We start from the raw sequence: 19018 nt of genomic DNA, 5'->3' as shown, positions 1-19018 counted from the left end.
TTTTAAGTATGATGCCAGTTGATGTGTCAGCGTGTCTAATTCATTTAAAGAACAAAAAGGATACCTTTAAGGTATGGCAGATATTGAACTGCGGCGTTTACGGGCGTTTGTTACGGTGGTTGAAGAGGGCAATATTACGCGCGCGGCGCAGCGCCTCTACATTCAACAGCCGCCGCTGACCCGACTATTGCAGAGCCTGGAAGAGGAGTTTGGCGTTAAGTTACTTGAGCGCTTGCCGCGTGGCGTAGAGCCGACCGAAATAGGCAGGGTGCTGTTTCAAGAGGCGAAATTACTGCTCCAGCGTGCCGAAAACCTCAGTGCCACCATGCAGCGGGCCACCGAGGGCAAGCAGGGTAATATTCGTATCGGATTCACCAGTTCGGCCGCGTTGCATGCCTTTGTGCCCAACGTGCTGCGCCGATATCGTGAAGTGTATCCGCGGGTGACCGCACAGCTTGAAGAGTCCGGCAGTACTGAGCTTTTGCAGGCATTGGTTAATAGAACGCTGGATGTAGCGTTTGTGCGTACGCCGGTGCTGGGCATGCCTGAGCTAAAAATTGAGCGGATTTTACAAGAGCCGATGATGGTTGCGCTGCCGGTCGGGCATCCGCTGGCACAGAACGCAGGGGAGCCAGTGGCGCTTAACATGCTCAATAATGAAGGATTTATTTTATACCGACGTCCGGCAGGACAGGGACTTTACGATGCGATTCTGGCGGCCTGTTATCGGGCGGGATTCAGTCCGCGCATTGTTCAGGAGGCACCGCGTTTAACCTCTTGCCTGAGCCTGGTCGGCGCAGGGCTTGGCGTCTCAATAGTTCCCGCCTGTATGGTCAGGTTGGGCGGTGACGGCGTGGTATATCTACCGCTGTCCAACGCCGCCGAACTGCACGCGCCACTGTACTTGGCGCAGCGTAAAGAGGTGGCGCAGCGCAAAGATCAGCAAAGTTCGGCGATGATCAACACGTTCTGCGCGCTGGTGAAAAGTCAGCTCGATGAGGCGAAATAGCCTTAATTATTCTGGCGCGTTGTTTTCAGGCAGATGGCGAGCGGTGGACGCCAGCGTGATGCTGTCGTTTTCAACCGCGTGCAGCAAAGAGTCGAGCAGGCCCGGAAAACGCGCGTCCAGATCTTCGCGCCGCAGCGACAATAAATTGGCCCGCCCGTCGGGCCGCTGCCAGATAACGCCGCTTTCACGCAGCACCCGCCAATGGTGAGTCAGCGTTGACTTGGATAACCCTTGCAGTAGGGTACCGCAGGGATGTTCACCGCCGTTTGCCAGCCTTTGCACTACTGCCAATCTCAGGGGATTTCCCAACGCAGTCAAAACATTTTCTAAGCGGATCTGCTCACGTTCCGGATGGTTGGCAATCATAGTTTTCCTGTTCGATAATCAATAGATCTTGATAAAAGGCGCATCGTCGCCCTTTTTGAGGCCAGATCATAGCCCACACTCTCTTTGCGATGCAACGGTCAGGCTTAAGGCGTTAGCGATAGCACTGATAGCGAATAACGATTGTTCGTATATACTCGTACAATTGTAGTATGCTTGCGTTCTATAGCTAACCAGTCACGTAGCTAAACATTAACGTCGACGGGAAACAGTTCCCGCCTTAACCATTAGCCATCCTCTACTAAGGACATTATATGGCTCGCAAAACTCCTATTGAGCGCTACCGCAATATCGGTATCTCAGCACACATCGACGCCGGTAAAACGACCACCACCGAGCGCATCCTGTTCTACACCGGCATGAACCATAAATTAGGTGAAGTGCATGACGGTGGAGCAACAACGGACTGGATGGCGCAGGAGCAAGAGCGTGGCATTACTATTACCTCAGCGGCGGTAACCTGTTTTTGGCAGGGGATGGACCATTCGTTCGACGAACATCGTATTAATATTATCGACACACCAGGGCACGTTGACTTCACCATTGAGGTGGAGCGTTCGATGCGCGTCCTCGACGGTGCCGTGATGGTATATGACTCGGTGGGCGGCGTGCAGCCGCAGTCGGAAACCGTGTGGCGTCAGGCCAATAAATACAAGGTTCCTCGTCTGGCCTTCGTCAATAAAATGGACCGTCAGGGCGCCGATTTTTTCCGCGTACGGCAGATGATGGTGGACAGGCTTAAGGCGAATCCGGTGCCGATTGTTATCCCTATCGGCAGCGAAGAGCATTTTTCTGGCGTGGTTGACTTGCGTAAAATGCGTGCCATTTATTGGGACGACGCCACGCAGGGCATGACGTTCAGCTATGCGCCTATTCCCGCCGAGCTGCAGGTTAGCGCCGAACAGTGGCGAGAGAAAATGGTTGCCTGCGCGGCGGAAGCGTCCGATGAGCTGATGACTAAATATCTTGAAGGGGGTGATTTAAGTGAAGATGAAATCACCTGCGGCCTGCGTCAGCGGACCATCGCCGGTGAAATACAGCCGATGCTGTGCGGCAGCGCGTTTAAAAACAAAGGCGTGCAGCGCATGCTGGATGCGGTAGTCGAGCTGATGCCTTCTCCGCTAGACATTCCACCGGTGGTGGGCAGTGATGAAGACGGCAATGAAATTCATCGTCAGGCGGACGATGGCGAAAAGTTCTCGGCGCTGGCGTTCAAGCTGATGACTGACCCGTACGTCGGCCAACTGACCTTTGTGCGCGTCTATTCTGGCGTATTGTCGAAGGGGGACAGTGTCTACAACCCCATTCGTGGCAAGAAAGAGCGCATTGGGCGTATCGTGCAGATGCACGCTAACGTACGTCATGAGGTTGATGAAATACGTGCCGGTGACATTGCCGCCTGCGTGGGGCTGAAGGACGTCACTACGGGTGAAACGCTGTGTGATCCAACGGCACTGATAACGCTGGTTAAAATGGAGTTTCCTGAGCCGGTTATTTCTCAGGCAATTGAGCCAAAAACCAAGGCCGATCAGGAGAAAATGGGCATCGCGTTGCAGCGTTTGGCCTCGGAGGATCCATCGTTTCGCATTCGTACCGATGAAGAATCTGGGCAGACAATTATTTCCGGCATGGGCGAGCTTCATCTTGAGATAATCGTTGACCGCATGAAGCGAGAATTCGGCGTTGAGGCCAATATCGGCAAGCCGCAGGTGACCTACCGTGAAACCGTGCGCAAGAAAGTGGAAGACGTTGATGGCAAATTTGTTCGCCAATCTGGGGGCAAAGGGCAGTACGGGCATGTGGTATTTACGCTCGAGCCTCAGGAGTCCGGTAAAGGCTTTGCGTTTGTCGATGCCACCAAAGGCGGCGTGGTGCCGCGTGAGTTCATTCCTGCCGTGGAAAAGGGCGTCGTTGAGGCGCTGAGCAACGGCATTTTGGCGGGGTATCCGGTGGTTGATGTCAAAGTAACACTGACCTTTGGCTCTTATCACGAGGTGGATTCGTCGGAAATGGCCTTCAGAATGGCCGCAATCTTTGGTTTCAAAGAGGCGGCCAGACAGGCCAGTCCGGTGATTCTTGAGCCAATGATGCACGTCGAGGTTGAAACACCCGAAGACTACGCCGGTAGCGTGATGGGTGATCTCTCTTCACGGCGCGGAATGGTGCAGGGCATGGAGGAGATCCTCGGCGGCGGCGGTAAGCTTATCAAAGCCGAAGTGCCGCTCTCGGAGATGTTTGGTTATTCCACCGTGCTTCGTTCAATGTCGCAGGGCAGAGCAACCTACACGATGGAGTTTCACCACTATGCCGAAGCCCCGCGTAACGTGGCGGATGACATTATTGCTTCACGGTCCTGATAATCATTAAGTGTAAAAAAAGCCAGCCCGCGAGGGCTGGCTTTATATTTTAAGGGGGGAAGGTGATTAAAAGTACTAATCCTGCTGATAAATATCGGGTCGATTAATTTGCCAGACAAAGTTTTCAGCGTTTACTGCTGAATAACCGACTTTTTCATACAGTCCAGCGGCAGTGGAGGTTACCAGCATAATACGTCGCAACTGTGCCAGCGTCGGGTGCTCCAGGCACGCCGACATCATCCATCGCGCCAGTCCCTTTCCCTGATATTCATCAATCACGAAAACGTCACATAAATAGCCGAATGTTGCAAAGTCGGTTACCAGCCGGGCAAAGCCAATTTGTTTACCCAGATGATAAAGGCCAAAGCACAAGCTGTGATCAATCGCCGTATTCAGCACTTCGCTTTTGATGCCTTTCGCCCAGGTCGAACGGCTCAAAAATGCGTGAATAAACGGCCGGTCAAGTGTCGATTTATCGGAGGTCAGGGCGTAATCGCCGTGTTGCCATCGGGTCGTCGTGTGTTCCAATCCGCCTTCCTTTTATTTAGGGAGTTAAGTTGCCGTTTATTACTCGTTGATACGCTAATTTTACTAACTCGATGTGTGAATCCTGTGCGCTGCTGTGCAGGTGCGCTAACTCAGGCACGGCAACGAAAACAGGCTCACAAAGCGAATAATCTCGCACCCGCCGTGTGGGCACGATAGAGGTAAAAAAGGCCTGCGTCGGGATATTGAAACCCGCTGCGGCATGCACCGCCGCCGAATCACAGGTAAGCATCGCAGAGGCATGTTTGATCCACGCCAAAAAATGACCAGTATCAGAGGAAAGATTACTAATATCAGTATATTGTGCATGATCCACATAGCCAAAGCCCAACACCGGTAGCGAATACTGCCGCCACAAATTTTCAACCAGTTGGGTGTGGAATTCAGCGGGAATAGTGCGGATTGGCGTACTGGCCTGCGGGCAAAAAAGGACATAGTCGCCTTTATTCCACGGGGACGGTAGCGTAGGCAAGGCCAACTCCTGCAGCCAGGTATTACGTTTCAATTCGCCGGGAATTTCTTTGGGATCAACGCCCAGCGCGGCAAGAAAAAAGTCAATCATCGGCAGTGTCGAAAAGTCGGGCCAAAACACGTGATTGCCAACATCAATGCGCACATCTCGCTCGTCAATTGCCTGCAATGAGAAAGGTAAAGGTCGACATTGAGTCACTATGCCGTCGGCAAGTCGATAAAGTTGCTCAACGTAGTCAGGGGCTTTAGCAGGGCGGTAAAGGGTGGTTGCAAGCTGTGGATTTAAATACTGCAGTGCCCTGATTGCCGTCAGGCCGATAACCGAATCCCCGAGAGCTACCCCCATACCATTGATGATATGCAGCATGTGTTGTGACGAATAGTCTACGCTAAAAGGCCGCTGTGAAGCGTTTGCCACGCCAGTCTCGGGCGATAGGGCGAAGTAATCGCCCCTAATTTCAGCATCCTGTTCGAGACTGTATGAGTCAAAAATCATCCCCTCAGCGTCAAGCAGGCTGCCACGGTGGAAAAGAATATCGTCATTGGCAAGTTTCATCATTACCCATTAAATCGGCTTAGGCTCGCGGGGTAAGCCTCAAAGCCTGTAAGGTTAAGCAGAATCTGAAATTAACCGTTTCAAATCTCACGCATATTGCTCTATTCATAATCTAAAAATCCTTGTCAGGGCAACAATTTTAATTATTACGGTCGCAATTAAGCAGGCGTTGAAGTGAAAGTGGCATTAATAGTTCGCTTAAAATTGGCTACACTAATTGTTGCCAGTTATCAATAACGAATATACTATACCCCCCTATAGTATAAAGGACATCGCGAATGCCGAATTCAGCAGAAGATAAAAAAAAGGTTTTAACGCGTATCCGACGCATTGGCGGACAGGTTGAGGCTCTTGAACGCGCTTTAAACAGCGACGTACCCTGTGTCGCCATGCTGCAGCAAATTGCCGCCATTCGTGGAGCAGCAAATGGTCTATTGGCTGAAATGATAGAGATCCATCTTAAGGATGCCTTATTGACCGGTGAACCCACGCTTGACCAAAGAACGCAGTGTACCGATGAAATTTCGGGTCTGATCCGCTCTTATTTAAAATAGTCCGTCTCGCCATCTGGCAAAAAGGCTATTAGTTATCAATCGATTAGGAAGCATTATGAAATCACGTGCAGCCGTAGCATTTGGTCCCGGCAAACCTCTTGAAATTGTCGAAATTGACGTTGCACCCCCTAAGAAAGGTGAAGTGCTGGTAAAAATCACTCACACCGGCGTTTGCCATACCGATGCATTCACGCTGTCTGGCGATGACCCTGAAGGCGTATTTCCGGCAGTTTTGGGCCATGAAGGTGGCGGTATTGTGGTAGAAGTCGGCGAAGGCGTAACTACGCTGCAGGCGGGAGATCATGTGATCCCGCTTTACACTGCCGAGTGCGGCGAGTGCAAATTCTGTAAATCGGGTAAAACCAACCTGTGTCAGGCGGTGCGTGCCACCCAGGGTAAAGGGCTGATGCCGGACGGCACCACGCGATTCTCCTATCAGGGGCAACCGATTTATCACTATATGGGCACCAGCACTTTCAGTGAATATACCGTGGTGGCAGAGATTTCTCTGGCCAAGGTTAATCCAGAAGCACCGTTGGAAAAAGTCTGCCTGTTGGGCTGCGGTGTGACGACCGGTATTGGTGCCGTGCACAACACGGCGAAAGTGAAAGAGGGTGACAATGTCGCCATTTTTGGACTGGGCGGGATTGGTCTTGCGGCAATTCAGGGCGCGGTACAGGCCAAGGCAGGACGTATAATCGCTATCGACACCAATCCGGGCAAGTTTGAGCTGGCGCGCGAGATGGGAGCAACTGACTGCATTAACCCTAATGATTTCGACAAACCGATTCAGGACGTCATTGTAGAAATGACCGACGGCGGCGTGGAGTTCAGCTTTGAATGCATCGGCAACGTGAACGTAATGCGCGCTGCGTTAGAGTGCTGCCACAAAGGCTGGGGTGAAAGCGTGATAATTGGCGTGGCAGGGGCAGGTCAGGAGATTAAAACCCGTCCATTCCAGCTGGTGACAGGGCGCGTATGGCGCGGTTCGGCATTCGGTGGCGTTAAAGGCCGCTCACAGTTGCCTGGGATGGTAGAAGATGCCATGGCGGGAAGAATCAAACTGGACCCGTTCATTACCCACAAACTGCCGCTTGAAAGCATAAATGAAGCGTTTGACCTGATGCACGAAGGTAAATCGATTCGAACTGTGATCCATTTCGGCGATAAGTAAAATATCCTTCGTCCTTGACGCTGCAGCGGCGTTTGCTGCAGCGTCAAGGACTTTTTTATATTCACGAGTGGGTTAACGTATTAAATCACCGGCTGAAGTCCGGTGCTTTTTCTCAGGTCGCGTTTATATAGCACGTAGCGCAGAATATGTAATACCACCAGGTTTAGCAACATGCGGAAGTTCCACGCGCTGGCCGCACCGATTATTCCGTAGTGATGGGTCATCCACGGCAGATAAACCACGTACATCGCTAAATCGATAATTTCGCAGCAGGCAATAATCCACGGTTTTCCGCTGGCCTGGATCCAGACAAAAGCCGGTTGAATAAGGCCGTGCAGCAGATAGCCCACCAAAAACATGGAGAAAATTATCCATGAATGTTCGGCAAAATCCGGGCTGATCCACACCGACAGAAACCACTTCGACAGGAAAATACCGGCCACCGCCGGTATAATCAATATCGCAAAAATGCCCATCATCACTTTATTAAAGTATGAGTTCGCACTGCGTACGTCCTGCGCAATCTTGGTCACCAGCATGGGGAATAAAACGCCGCACACGCTGACAGCCACAATCGCCAACCGCGAAACCACGTCATACGGGGTGGTGTAATAGGCAAATACGCTGGCGCCCACAATTCCGGCGACAAAGAAGCGGTCAATATACAGCATGATTGGCGCGATGATATTGCCCACCGAAACCCAACCGCCGTATTTTGCCAACTCCAGTGCAATGTGGCGGGTGGGAGCAATGCTCATCAGCGATAGGGGTGTCACCTTGCGTATTTCGCTGCACATCATCAGATAAAACGCCACCGCCATAATACAACGCAGCAGGCAAAGTGAGAGCGTGATATAGAACAAACTCGGGGTATAAAAAGAAATAATCATCGGCACCAGATACATCAGTATCGAAAAAGGTGATTTACCGAGGCTTATTTTTTTAAAGGCGCCAAAGGCTTCCATTACGCCGACAAAAATAGTTTGAGCAATAACAAACGGCAGGCTGAAGGCGACCACCTTCATACTGGCGGCAATTTCGTCGCGGATCTCCTGGTTTGACACATTAAAGAAATGCGTGGCAATCCACTGACTTTTAAACCAAAACAGTGCTGATATCACTAAGAGCACGCAGGTTATCATCAGCCAGCCGGTTTTCACCACCGTTAGCATGGCGCGATCGTTTTTCTCATCCAGATATTTTCTGACCGAGTTGGTCACCGAGCGGGTAATACCGAAATCAAACACGGTCATCGAGCCGATAAGAACAATGATAAGCGTCAGCACGCCGAAACGTTCCAGACCTGTGTGTCTCATTACCACCGGGATCATAATAATAGCGACAATCACCGGCAGGGCATACCCCAGCAGATTCCACGATATTTTACGTAAAAAATCGCTGCTGAATATTTTCGCTATGTATTGTTTCATGGTTAACGTTCTATCCGGAAAGTCATGACGATGCATCAAAAAAAATGCCAGCCTGTAAGTACCGTATGTCGGGCACTTTCAGGCTGGCGTGAGACTAAACGTGGGAGACGTTAGTCTTTATCAATATGACGTTTGTACTCGTAAGTGTAGAACGCGTCATAGCTGTAGTTCTGACTGTAGTAGTTTGCAGAACGGCGCACGATGGCGTTCAGAATACAACCCTTCACGCTAACGCCACTTTGTTCCAGACGTTTGATACTCACTTCAATTTCTTTAACTGTGTTGAGCTCAAAGCGCGCAACCATCATGGTGGTACCGACTATCTGACCGATGATGCTGGCATCCGTTACCGAAAGAACCGGTGGGGTATCGATAACAACCAGGTCATAGTTCTGGTTGGCCCACTCAAGTAAATCCTCAAAACGCTTGCTGGTCAGAAGCTCTGCCGGGTTCGGCGGAGTACGGCCACGGGTTATCACTTGCAGCTCGGGAATTTCAGTTTCGTGCAGTACTTCTTCAATGGATTGCTGGCCCGAAAGCACCGTTGACAGACCGACGCGTGGGTTAAAACCGAAGTATTCATGTGCTGAACCACGACGCATATCGGCGTCAATCAGCAGCACTTTCTTACCGGTCAAAGCAATAACCGCCGCCAGGTTAACGGAGATGAAGCTCTTACCTGCCTGAGGTACCGCACCGGTAATCATCAGGATGTCATTCTTCGCCTCAATCATGGCGAAGTGCAAGCTGGTACGAAGGCTACGAAGGGATTCGACGGTCAGGTCTGCCGGGTCGGTAATGGCGAGAACTTCGCGTGATTTCTTGGCCTTCTTGTTTTTTCCACCCAGGGTATTGATGAATGGAATGCTTGCCAAACGGGAAAGATTGGTCGCAAAAGGCACGTTGGCATAAACAGTGATCCCTTGTTCTTCAAGCTCACGTGCACCTTCGATACCGCGACGCATCATTATCTTCATGATAATAAAGATAGTTGCCATCAAAGCACCAAGAATAGCCGCCATGACTTCAATCAGACCAAATTTCGGGAATACCGGGGCAATTTCAGACGTTGCGTGGTCAACGATACGCACGTCACCCACGGTACTGGCTTTATTGATACCCAGCTCTTGCTGTTTGCGCAGCAACTGCATGAAGATTTCCTGCTGAGAGTCAACATTACGCGTCAGACGCATCAGCTCTTGCTGAGTTTGAGGAAGCTGGCTGATTTTTTTATTCAGTGCGGTTTTCTCATTCTCAAGCACTTTACGCTGGTCGATAAGCGCACGGTATGTCGGGTGCTCAGGCGTATAAAGCTGCGAGATCTCTGCTTCTTTAAACGTCAGTTGATTCAGCGAGTTGTCTAGGTTAACCATGGTGTCCAGAGAGGAACGAATCTCGAGGTTCATGTCGACTGAATCACGCTGCATGCGGTAAGCGTTGAGCTTGTCTTCTGAAGAGTCAAGCTCGCTGCGCACCATCGGCAACTGCTGTTTGAGGAAGGCCAGGCTGTTTGCCGCTTCCTGCGAATTGCGCTCAACGTTCTGCAACAGATAGTTGCTGGCAATGCTGTTGAGCACGGCCTGGTCGCGCTCAGGGTTCTCACCCTTAATGCCAAGCTGAATAACGCCGGTGTCGATACCCGCGTCCTGCACGGCCAAGCTGTCGACCAGCTTGTCGTAGGCATCGCGCATAGGTACTTTACGCACAGTAAAAACAGTGCCCGCAGTGGCATTCAACGCATCAACGTTGATAGTAATATTGTTTGCTGACTGTTCCTGCCCGGTGGTGCCCTGCAGCAGCGTCTTGTCATTAAAGCTTAAGGTATAGGTATTCGGACCGGTTACGGTAAAGACCATTAACTGGTTAAGCATATTCAGGGGGACATCAAGCTTATTTATAGACAGCGTGCTCACCTGTTTGTGAGTCATTCGTGCCCATCCCTTGCCGAATATTGGGAAGAAGTGTTCTTGATGTTCAATATCAAGATTTAGATCTTTGATGGTTTTAAATTGCACCAGCTTAGATTTAATCAGTTTGATTTGTGCATCTGACTTAGGTTCAGCATTAGGCAGGTATTTGGAAATATCGCTAAGCAGCGCGTTCCCGCCGGTACTTTCAACCTGCACCATGGCATCAGTACTGTAAATTGGCGTGGCGAAAAAGTAGAAAACTACGCCAAACACCATCATAACGGCTACCGTAATAACTACCAGCCAACGATCGTCAAGTATTGCGCCATATAAGCGCCCCAAGTCCAGATTGTTGGAATTTTTCTCTATCTTGGCTAATGTTGCGTCTTGTTTTTCTGACATGTTAATCCCGCAATCAATTTGGTTATGGAATTTTGCTTAATAGGAATTTTTGTATAAACAAATGCTAGCAGCTCAGGGTGTAGCCAAACAGCCACTTCCGGCATAGGCCGTTTGATTCAAGGGTATAAGTCGATATAAAGGTTCCTTTTCTTACCAACGCTGGCTGATATTGTGGTATTTGCTGTCAGCATAATATTCCTAACCCTTAGACGCGTAATATGTTGGCAACAAATTGCATTTGGTCTACGGAGTCTTGCCTGACCTGGAAATCATATCCAGAGACTCGCCAGGCAAAGGCTGCCTGATTCCAAAGCACTGCTTGAGCGATCATCGGCTCCTTAACAGCAGGGTCCGAAGTGAGATTAACTAAAAACTCCCCAGCAACACCAAGTACATTAGTCTTGATGTAAACCTTATACAGATTTAACTCCTGAAGATAGCGGTCTTCAGGAAATTCCTTCAGGCTGAATAGAGTGGTGAATTCTGATGAAGAACGGCCAATAACTTGCGCAGTACCGATACCCTCATATAAATGCGCCCCCATATAAAGTTTTTTCTGGAAATTAACATAGTCAGCGGTGATGTTAGCAAAAGCGGAATCACTTTCTGCCCGGTTATAAAGTGCAAGAATGGTGCCTGAACTCGAAACCCCTAAGCCACGTATATTATCGGTCAGCGCCGAAAAACTGTTTTGTGCAGTAATAAAAGAGGTGAACATTAAACTGCCATAAATACCACTGCAGTAACCGATAGTGGCCTGTATGCGTGCAAAAGGCTCACCTTCAAAATCATGCAGAATATCTATAAAGTTGGTGCCAGACTCATTATCGGCGGCGCGGTGTACTTCTAAAATTTTGCGTTTAATCGAAGATTTAGTGCTTGAGGTCAGCGTTTCACCCGTCGAGTAACTGCTCTTGCCCCCTGGAGCTGATACGTCCCGAGGCTCCATAACGGCCACCCAAAACTGATGTTTGTCCTGAAATGCCGTGAGGATTTCACCACTGCCCCGGCTTCCCTTAACCGTTGTTCCGCGCGTCAGGCCCTCAAGACTATCAACGCGTAACATGGAAAGGTAGCGACCGTTATAGTCATGGTCACCGGCTATTTGTGCATACTGTGAGCCACCTCGAAGCAATATTCCGCCATAGCGGTTGGCGGCAATAAACTTTACGTCAATTTTCCACGCTTCTGAGATGGGGGCGGTGCCTTTGGAGCCTCGCGAGAGATAGATAGCGAGCCAGTTATCGGTCCAAAAATCGCCGGTAAGCTGCACCGAGGCGTTAGGCCAGGTCTGCTCACCGTTGGCAACCACTCTGATACACTCTCGCGCATCACCAATGTGTAGGTGAGAAAGTGCGAACCCGGCGCCGTTAGCGCGAATACCGTCGGCGCGACCGCCGCCGTTAAGCATATTAATACGCAGATTTAATCCGCTGACCTGAACGTGGTCACCGATGATTATCATCGGTGTGGCGTCCCATAGCGTGGTATTGCGCGGCCATTTTTTGCTGGCGACCACGTGTGAAAGGCTCAGGTTAAGACCTTTATTACCTAATACCGCACCTGACAGAATTACCGGTTTGCTTATCTCGTAGTTCCCGGTGCCGTAGACGTCGTGGATGCCGGCATTGGCAGCAAATTCAACCGCGGCTCTAATAGCCGTACTCCAATCACCCGCGGCACTGTTCTCATCGGCAAAATCTTCGATGGTAATAAAGTTATAGAGTTTTGCGCCGACGGTACCTTTACCATAAGGCTGTTTGATCCCATAGCCGGTAAGGCCTGCGCCAGTCTGGGTTGTCAACTCTTTCAATGAAGCTGCAGTGTTTAACTGTGCCTGAGCGGCCTGCGCGTGCTGAGCAGGCTGTGCGGCGTTTGCACGTCCACCCACCCAACCAGCAACGGCTGAAGGCACCAGCCAGCTAAATAACTTCCTGCGGGAAATAGTCATAAGGCGATACAACCTAAGGTTAGAGCCGGGGTAAATATGACGATTATCCGGCTGGTTTCACATGTGAAAGGTCACACGTCATCGCTAAATGAGTACGGGTAGTTAACCTGAAAACGCGTTGCAGGTATCAATAATGTGCTGAACGTCGGCATCTGACAGCGACGGGTCGGCGGAAAGGCTCAAAATTTCATCATGTATCTGTTCATTAAGCGGGAAACTCAAATGATTCATTTCCGGGTAAGCCTCTTGCAGATAAGGCGGTTTAGGATAGTGAATAATTGTTTCGATACCGTTTTCATGAAGATAGGCTTTAAACGCATCGCGCTGTTGGCAGCGGATCACGAATAAGTGCCAAGTATGCTGTTCACTGCGATCAACCTGCGGCAGCGTAATCAGCGGGTTTTTGATGCCAGCCAGATAACGCTCTGCAATGCTTCGGCGGTTATCGACTTCCTGCCAGAAATATTTCAGTTTGACGCTTAACAGGGCAGCCTGCATTTCACTCAGGCGGCTGTTCACGCCCTGGTAAAGGTTATAGTAGCGCTCTTTAGAACCATAGTTGCGCAGTGCGCGAAGCATGGCATCAAGCTCTTCGTCGTTAGTGGTTGCCGCACCTGAGTCAGCCAATGCGCCCAAATTTTTACTAGGGTAGAAACTGAATGCCGAGGCATCGCCCCAGAAACCTGCACGTTTGTCGCCCAGGCTTGCCCCATGAGACTGTGAACAGTCTTCGAGCACTAACAGATTAGCCTCACGTGCAATGTCCATAATTTCAGGCATTGGAGAGAGATAACCATACAAGTGCACAGGCATTATTACGCGGGTCTTGGCCGTGATAGCTTCGCGAATCTTTGCAGGATCAATGTTGTAGCTGTGCTCGTCCGGTTCAACAAATACGGGCTTGAGATTGTTTTCTGTAATGGCAAGCACGCAGGCGATATAGGCATTGGCCTGAATAATAACCTCATCACCGTCCTGTAGTTTGGCCATCAGTTTCCATGCGCGCAGTATCAGAACTAACGCGTCCAGTCCGGAAGCAAGTCCAATACAATGTTTAACCCCGCAGAAGTCTGCGAATTCCTGCTCGAAAGTGCGCACTTCAGGACCAAGAATATAGTATCCAGAGTCGATGACGCGGGCCGAAGCCGCTTTTAACTCTTCCGCATAGGATGCGTTTATCTTCTTGAGGTTAAGAAAGTTGATCATTCAAACATCCTTTTCAGGGAGCTCAGGCAAAACATAGTGTTGGTTTTCTTTATAGAAAGTGGCCAACAAGACTGGAACGTCTATCTCATAAAAATGATTAGTCTCATCTTCTCCGCGATAGCGATGAGATATCTTTTTAATGAAGCGCAGGGCGGTTGAGTGATCTTTACGAGCATCAACAATCAGAACCGGCATTTTCATGTCAGACATGATTTCAATAATCAGCAGGATTGACTCAATGCCTGCCGACATGGTTTTGTTATCGTTCAGGATCCAGCTGCCAACCTGTGCAGTTCCTGCTTCAAAATCAACATTGTAAACGCGTATTGAGCCAACGGGGTTCTGGGTATCAATACGTGAAATGATGAAGTAAAACTCGACGCCTGCAGCTTCACGTTTTTTATATTCGGTCAGCCAGGTCTTTTGCTGAAGCGGATCGTCATCAACCTTGGAAAGAAAGGTGGCGCTTTTAGGTGCAACCCGCAGGCTGTGTACAAACTCATAGTCCTCAACTTCGGCAAAACGCAGAAAAATAGTCTTTCCCGAATATTTAGTTTTCATTTCTCTCTTTTGCCTCCGCTACAAAGACATCATAGTCATGAATATAATCAGTTTTATCGTATTTTTCGCTAGCCAGTACCACTAAGGCACAGTCCTTGCTGAAGTCATGCATTTCGACCCAAACCATATCCTTGACCAGCAGACCTTTTGATGGGCTGTCGAGCCAATGGTCGCTGATTTTGGTACCGTCATTAAGGCGTACACGCAGTTTACCCACCAGGCAGATCAGGAACTGCTTGTCTCTACGGTGTGCGTGGAAACCGCGATTCTGATTAGCGTTGGTATTAAAGATGTAAAACAGTCTTTTAATATCAAACGGTACTTGATTCATTGATTCCACGCTGACCAGACAGCCGCGCTCATCGGTGAATGTCACCAAGTCGACGACGGCCTGCTGTGGCGGCTGCAGAGAGTCTTTTTCATCAGTGTGTGTAAATAAATTCATAATAACGCCTCTAACCTTATGATTAGTTATACTTGGGACTTTTAGGAGACCTTATAGGTCAATACTAATGTCACATTTTAAAGCCGGTATCTATTGCTAAGCCCACCGAGATAGAATGGTTATGACAGATATTCTTGGACGAAAATTACGCAATTATTCCGCCTTCTTACACTATGTTGTGAAATTAATTGGCGGTGAATACAGGGACTTATTTATATTTATTTTCGCCGATTGTGACGGCTTATAAACCCGCCTGGGCCGAATAGAGAGTAGTCGCTCATTGTGGTTCTTCAAGGAGTTGAGAAAAGTAATTCATCCTTTTACCGCATTCCAGCTAATGTAGGCTTTATTAAATAGCGACATGCGTAAAAATAGATTAATAAAAAGTTGTTTGTCGGTCTTGAAAATATATTTCATTACTACAGGACTCACAGGAACAAATATCTCTTTACGGACCAGCAGACTTTGCGAATCGCCGCTCCAGGGAACCAAACTCTCCATACTGAACGTTGAGGCGGTATTTTCGTATAAACAGGCGAGATAGCGTGCTTTTACCGCGTCATAACCGTTAACACTGACAATTTCATCAACCACACCTTCGTCAGCATAATTTTTTATTTTGTCGATAACTTGATCAACAGACTCTTTTTTCAGCTTGTCAGCGGGAGAATATCCTTGCACCTTCGACACCAGCCCTATTCCACGTTTGCCGCCAAGGATCTGTTCGGCAAATGCTGTTCCTCCGGGGAAGGGATAGCTGTCTACATAAAAGTCTGCCTCACGAGAAAGGCCGATAAATTTATCGTAGGGAAGAAAGCGCAATATTTTCAGTCGGCTGCCGTAGCGTAATTTAAGCGGCCACCACCAAAAGTTTGTTAGCGGCGTGATGCCGACCAGTGTGAAGGTGGCCTTGGGCCAGGTATCAAGAATACGCCTGACCAGCGGGCGAATATCTGCACCCCGAAAAGGCTTGAACTTAATGGCTGAGCCGGAGCTGAAAAAATTAAGTTTACTATCAACCATCAGCTCTGGTGATGACAGTTCCGCAGCGGCCGATGTAACAGGGCGAACGTCGGTAACCGGTATGCCAAGGAACGAGGTTTCTCCGACCAACGTTTTTAAGCGGTCGAGGCGAGCACCATAACTGCTTAATTGAAAGTAGTAGTCGGCTATAGAACTGCCGAACGTGAAGGCGTGGTCAGCGTGATTAACAAAATAAACGCTAAGGGGCTGTATTTTTTTTACCAACCCGCAGGCCACGACCGTCGTAATATCATTGCTGTGTATATGCAACACCACTCGCTGATAAAGCGCACAGTACGCACGAATTTCCGAAATTTTTTCAATTAAGTCGACAGACTTAATTTCATGCACCACTGAGAACACCATCTTGCAACGAGTTAACGCTTTCTCATCGGCGCTGCGGGTAATTAACAGGTCCGGCTTCTCAGCGTGCATCCCGGCAAGCTTTTCCATTAATCGCGTATGACCGCCAATAATATAAGCTTCGGAAATAATGTGCAGGCAATCTCTTTTCTCAGCGACTGCTACCAGAGGCGGCAATGAGGCCTCTGCGGCGTCAGTCAACGCCTGCTCAAGAGCAGGGTCGTCATACTGGCCAATATCCACGGTATGCAACAAAGAGCCATACATTTCGGCAGCCTGGAGGCTTTCGTTGAGATTCTGAGTTTTTAACGCTCTTGACCGTAACGGTTGAATCAACGTTTTCATGTTAAGTCCTTGCTGCCGAAAACTCTGGCGATGAATCCGTTTTAAAGTTTTTCACAATTGCATGATGACGCGCGCAGAAAAACAGGATTACACCTCCAGAAGACCCAAACAGCAGTGGGTTGAAGTATCCGCCCGCGACCCATAGCGTCAGGAAAAGCAGGGTCAGCATGATATTAAGAAATTTGGTTTCTTGCTGGTTATAGCAGTAGCCGAAAATAACCATGCCGAGCGTTAACATCAGTAATATCGACCCGACAAAGCCCAGGTTCATTATCATTGAGAGCGTCTGGTTTTCATAAAGATAGGGCGTATCCGATGCGCGTATCAGGCTGGGAAGATAGTAGCCCAGGCCGTGACCAAATATCACGTTGTCATAAATACGCTGGCTGAGAGCCGCTTTCTGGGTAATACGGAAGCTGTCCGACGCCGAGTTATTCACGTTGGCACCAAAACGGGTGCCAACAATCTTGTCAAAATAATCGCCAACTGGGGTAAAGGCATAAAGGATATAGCCAATCACGCAGGCACCGATGATGAAATACATTTTGGTCGACAACTTCGAGTTAAATATTAAGCTCAATGCCATCAGCAATAGGCCGCAGCCCCAAAAGAATCGCGAGAAGGTCAGCAACAAGGAAATCAGCAACAGCGCAAAGCCGATATAATTTCTAATTCTGTTTTTGTTGCTGAGCAGCAGCTCGCTAACCACAACGTAAAGCAGGAACGGCGTTGCGGAGTCAATCGGGATCTGTAAGCGCGTCAAAAAGCTGTCGTCTACGCCCAGCGTCATCAGATGGATATCCCACACCTTGGTGATGAGTTTTATGATAACCATCGGGTCGATACCGGTCACTGCGCCAATAGCAATGATTAATACTTTGGCCACTGCAATAAATATCGCCGCGCTTTTTAGCGAGCGGTAGGCCAGTAATTCACCGCCAAAGCTTGCCGGAATTGAAGCCAGAAAAGCAAACACCACAAACGCCAGCATAATGTCACGTGACTGACCGAGTACCCACCTAAGCTCATTAATCTGGTTTAGCGAATACACGGCAAAGATGAATATAAGCAGCGTTAGGGGGGCAATGAGTTTAAAGAAGCGTGCCAGTGCTCGGGAATCGCAAACCAGATGCAGGCCAATCATTGGAATACATAAAACGCTGCGGCCCATTATAAGAAAAATGGCTATTTTCGATAAAAATTTCTTCGGCTCATGGATCGTGAACATTCTAATAACCTTTTACCCGACCAAGGCAGCACCGCATTGCTTGGCCAGGCATGACGATAACGGATAAATGAGTATAAATGCCGAAACCAGCCTCGGTTCTAGCGACCCAGTACGTAGAAAATGAAGAAGAACACGCTTCTTAACATACCGGATTTTCGAATGCCGCGGCTGTTAAATAGTTTAAATCTGGAGAAGCTGCCTTTTTCAAAGGATTCAACGTAGTCCTGCAGCAGCGCTTTGTCTTCCGGTTTTAACCGTTGGCCGTGATCTTCAAGAAACAGCTGGGCCTGGGCTCGCGTTTTGAGCACCGACTCACGCGTTAGCGCCATTTTTTTCTTCATCGAACCACCCAACAGCATATCGCGGATAGAGGCTGACTTCGCGCCTACCTGATTGTTGCCGTGCTGGCGATAAAGAATGAGCGAATGATCAATAAAATTGAGACGTCCTGTGGCGGATGCCAGTAGGGCAATGTACCAGTCATGCATGATGGATTCGCCGATGCGACTGTTTTGCACGTCGGTCAGCAGTTCACGGTTGAGGGCCATTACGCAGCCGGTTACCGAGTTACTGACGATAAGTGCGGCGAAGTCCGGGTTTCGATTCAAATTCTGGTAGGTGAACATCGACGGATGCACCGGAGACAGGTTTTTGTCGGCAACGCAGAGATCCGAGTGAATCAATATTGGACCCGCTTTCTGCTGTTCTAACTCGATAAATCTGTCCATAAACAAACGCATTTTATTTGGCAACCACAGGTCATCCTGGTCACTGAAAAAGGTGTAGTCTGCGTCAGTATGCGTGATCAAGTAATTAAAGTTCTCGCGAGGCCCGCCTTTTTTACTGTTATCAAGCAGCGCAATGCGCGGGTCCTGTTGATTAAAACGCTGAACAATCGCCGAGGTGTTATCAGAAGAATTATCATCGGACACTAAAAGGTGGCAGTCGTACTCGGGTAGATGAGTAAAATTGAGTAAAATCGACTGTATCTGTTCTGTTATGTACTTCTCACCGTTATAGGCAGCCAGAATAACGTTTATTTTTCTCATAGTGTCTCAGCGTTCGGAAGATTCATGAGCTAAATCACCGGAAAGTATCGGCGA

The 19018-nt window shown here is 49.1% G+C and carries 16 protein-coding genes; 4 read left to right on the top strand and 12 right to left on the bottom strand.

Features of this window, described 5'->3' with window-relative positions:
• The first annotated feature begins 73 nt into the window (after window positions 1-73).
• The gene (locus GA565_RS14665; RefSeq protein WP_152199072.1) at window positions 74-1009 is read left to right on the top strand and encodes a LysR family transcriptional regulator; all 936 of its coding nucleotides are present in this window, start codon (window positions 74-76) and stop codon (window positions 1007-1009) included.
• A 6-nt stretch (window positions 1010-1015) separates the two neighbouring features.
• Here the strand turns inward: GA565_RS14665 and GA565_RS14660 are convergent, their stop codons facing one another.
• Window positions 1016-1375 carry a helix-turn-helix transcriptional regulator gene (locus GA565_RS14660; RefSeq protein ID WP_152199071.1) on the bottom strand — a complete coding sequence of 120 codons (360 nt, stop codon included), beginning with the start codon at window positions 1373-1375 and terminating at the stop codon, window positions 1016-1018.
• Between the two features lie 272 nt (window positions 1376-1647).
• Between GA565_RS14660 and fusA the strand changes: the two genes are divergently transcribed.
• The gene (gene fusA, locus GA565_RS14655; RefSeq protein WP_152199070.1) at window positions 1648-3750 is read left to right on the top strand and encodes an elongation factor G; all 2103 of its coding nucleotides are present in this window, start codon (window positions 1648-1650) and stop codon (window positions 3748-3750) included.
• A 75-nt stretch (window positions 3751-3825) separates the two neighbouring features.
• Here fusA and GA565_RS14650 read toward each other — a convergent pair whose 3' ends face one another.
• Both GA565_RS14650 and GA565_RS14645 read right to left on the bottom strand, forming a co-directional pair.
• Window positions 3826-4278, bottom strand: a complete 453-nt coding sequence (locus GA565_RS14650; protein ID WP_152199069.1) for a GNAT family N-acetyltransferase — start codon at window positions 4276-4278, stop codon at window positions 3826-3828.
• A 16-nt stretch (window positions 4279-4294) separates the two neighbouring features.
• On the bottom strand, window positions 4295-5323 hold the full coding sequence (locus GA565_RS14645; protein WP_152201523.1) for a glycosyltransferase family 9 protein: 1029 nt from the start codon (window positions 5321-5323) through the stop codon (window positions 4295-4297).
• A gap of 278 nt (window positions 5324-5601) precedes the next feature.
• Here GA565_RS14645 and GA565_RS14640 point away from each other — a divergent pair, with 278 nt between their 5' ends.
• Window positions 5602-5877 (top strand): metal/formaldehyde-sensitive transcriptional repressor, encoded by a 276-nt coding sequence (locus GA565_RS14640; protein ID WP_055780457.1) that lies wholly within the window; start codon window positions 5602-5604, stop codon window positions 5875-5877.
• 55 nt (window positions 5878-5932) lie between these two features.
• Window positions 5933-7051: an S-(hydroxymethyl)glutathione dehydrogenase/class III alcohol dehydrogenase gene (locus GA565_RS14635; RefSeq protein WP_152199068.1), complete on the top strand. Its 1119-nt coding sequence runs from the start codon at window positions 5933-5935 to the stop codon at window positions 7049-7051.
• Window positions 7052-7131: 80 nt separating this feature from the next.
• Here GA565_RS14635 and GA565_RS14630 read toward each other — a convergent pair whose 3' ends face one another.
• The 9 genes from GA565_RS14630 to GA565_RS14590 all read right to left on the bottom strand — a co-directional run bounded on the left by GA565_RS14630 (window position 7132) and on the right by GA565_RS14590 (window position 18964).
• Entirely contained in the window at window positions 7132-8481 is a 1350-nt protein-coding gene (locus GA565_RS14630; protein WP_152199067.1) for an oligosaccharide flippase family protein, read from the bottom strand.
• 110 nt (window positions 8482-8591) lie between these two features.
• Window positions 8592-10793 (bottom strand): polysaccharide biosynthesis tyrosine autokinase, encoded by a 2202-nt coding sequence (locus GA565_RS14625; RefSeq protein ID WP_152199066.1) that lies wholly within the window; start codon window positions 10791-10793, stop codon window positions 8592-8594.
• Window positions 10794-10998: 205 nt separating this feature from the next.
• A complete protein-coding gene (locus tag GA565_RS14620) occupies window positions 10999-12744 on the bottom strand; it encodes a hypothetical protein (protein WP_152199065.1) in 1746 nt (581 codons plus the stop codon).
• A gap of 102 nt (window positions 12745-12846) precedes the next feature.
• Complete coding sequence (locus tag GA565_RS14615; protein ID WP_152199064.1) at window positions 12847-13950, bottom strand: DegT/DnrJ/EryC1/StrS aminotransferase family protein; 1104 nt, start codon at window positions 13948-13950, stop codon at window positions 12847-12849.
• Window positions 13951-14511, bottom strand: a complete 561-nt coding sequence (locus tag GA565_RS14610; protein WP_152199063.1) for a GNAT family N-acetyltransferase — start codon at window positions 14509-14511, stop codon at window positions 13951-13953.
• A complete protein-coding gene (locus GA565_RS14605; RefSeq protein WP_152199062.1) occupies window positions 14501-14956 on the bottom strand; it encodes an FdtA/QdtA family cupin domain-containing protein in 456 nt (151 codons plus the stop codon). The genes GA565_RS14610 and GA565_RS14605 overlap by 11 nt, the downstream gene beginning before the upstream one ends.
• Window positions 14957-15268: 312 nt before the next feature.
• Window positions 15269-16687, bottom strand: coding sequence for a group 1 glycosyl transferase (locus tag GA565_RS14600; protein ID WP_152199061.1), 1419 nt, complete (start codon window positions 16685-16687; stop codon window positions 15269-15271).
• A gap of 1 nt (window position 16688) precedes the next feature.
• Window positions 16689-17915 (bottom strand): O-antigen ligase family protein, encoded by a 1227-nt coding sequence (locus tag GA565_RS14595; RefSeq protein ID WP_152199060.1) that lies wholly within the window; start codon window positions 17913-17915, stop codon window positions 16689-16691.
• Window positions 17916-18013: 98 nt separating this feature from the next.
• Window positions 18014-18964 carry a glycosyltransferase family 2 protein gene (locus tag GA565_RS14590; protein WP_152199059.1) on the bottom strand — a complete coding sequence of 317 codons (951 nt, stop codon included), beginning with the start codon at window positions 18962-18964 and terminating at the stop codon, window positions 18014-18016.
• Window positions 18965-19018 lie beyond the last annotated feature (54 nt).

Source organism: Rouxiella sp. S1S-2 (assembly GCF_009208105.1).
Taxonomy (GTDB): domain Bacteria; phylum Pseudomonadota; class Gammaproteobacteria; order Enterobacterales; family Enterobacteriaceae; genus Rouxiella.
Note: the sequence above shows the minus strand (reverse complement) of the source record. Positions and strands in the feature narration are given on the sequence as shown.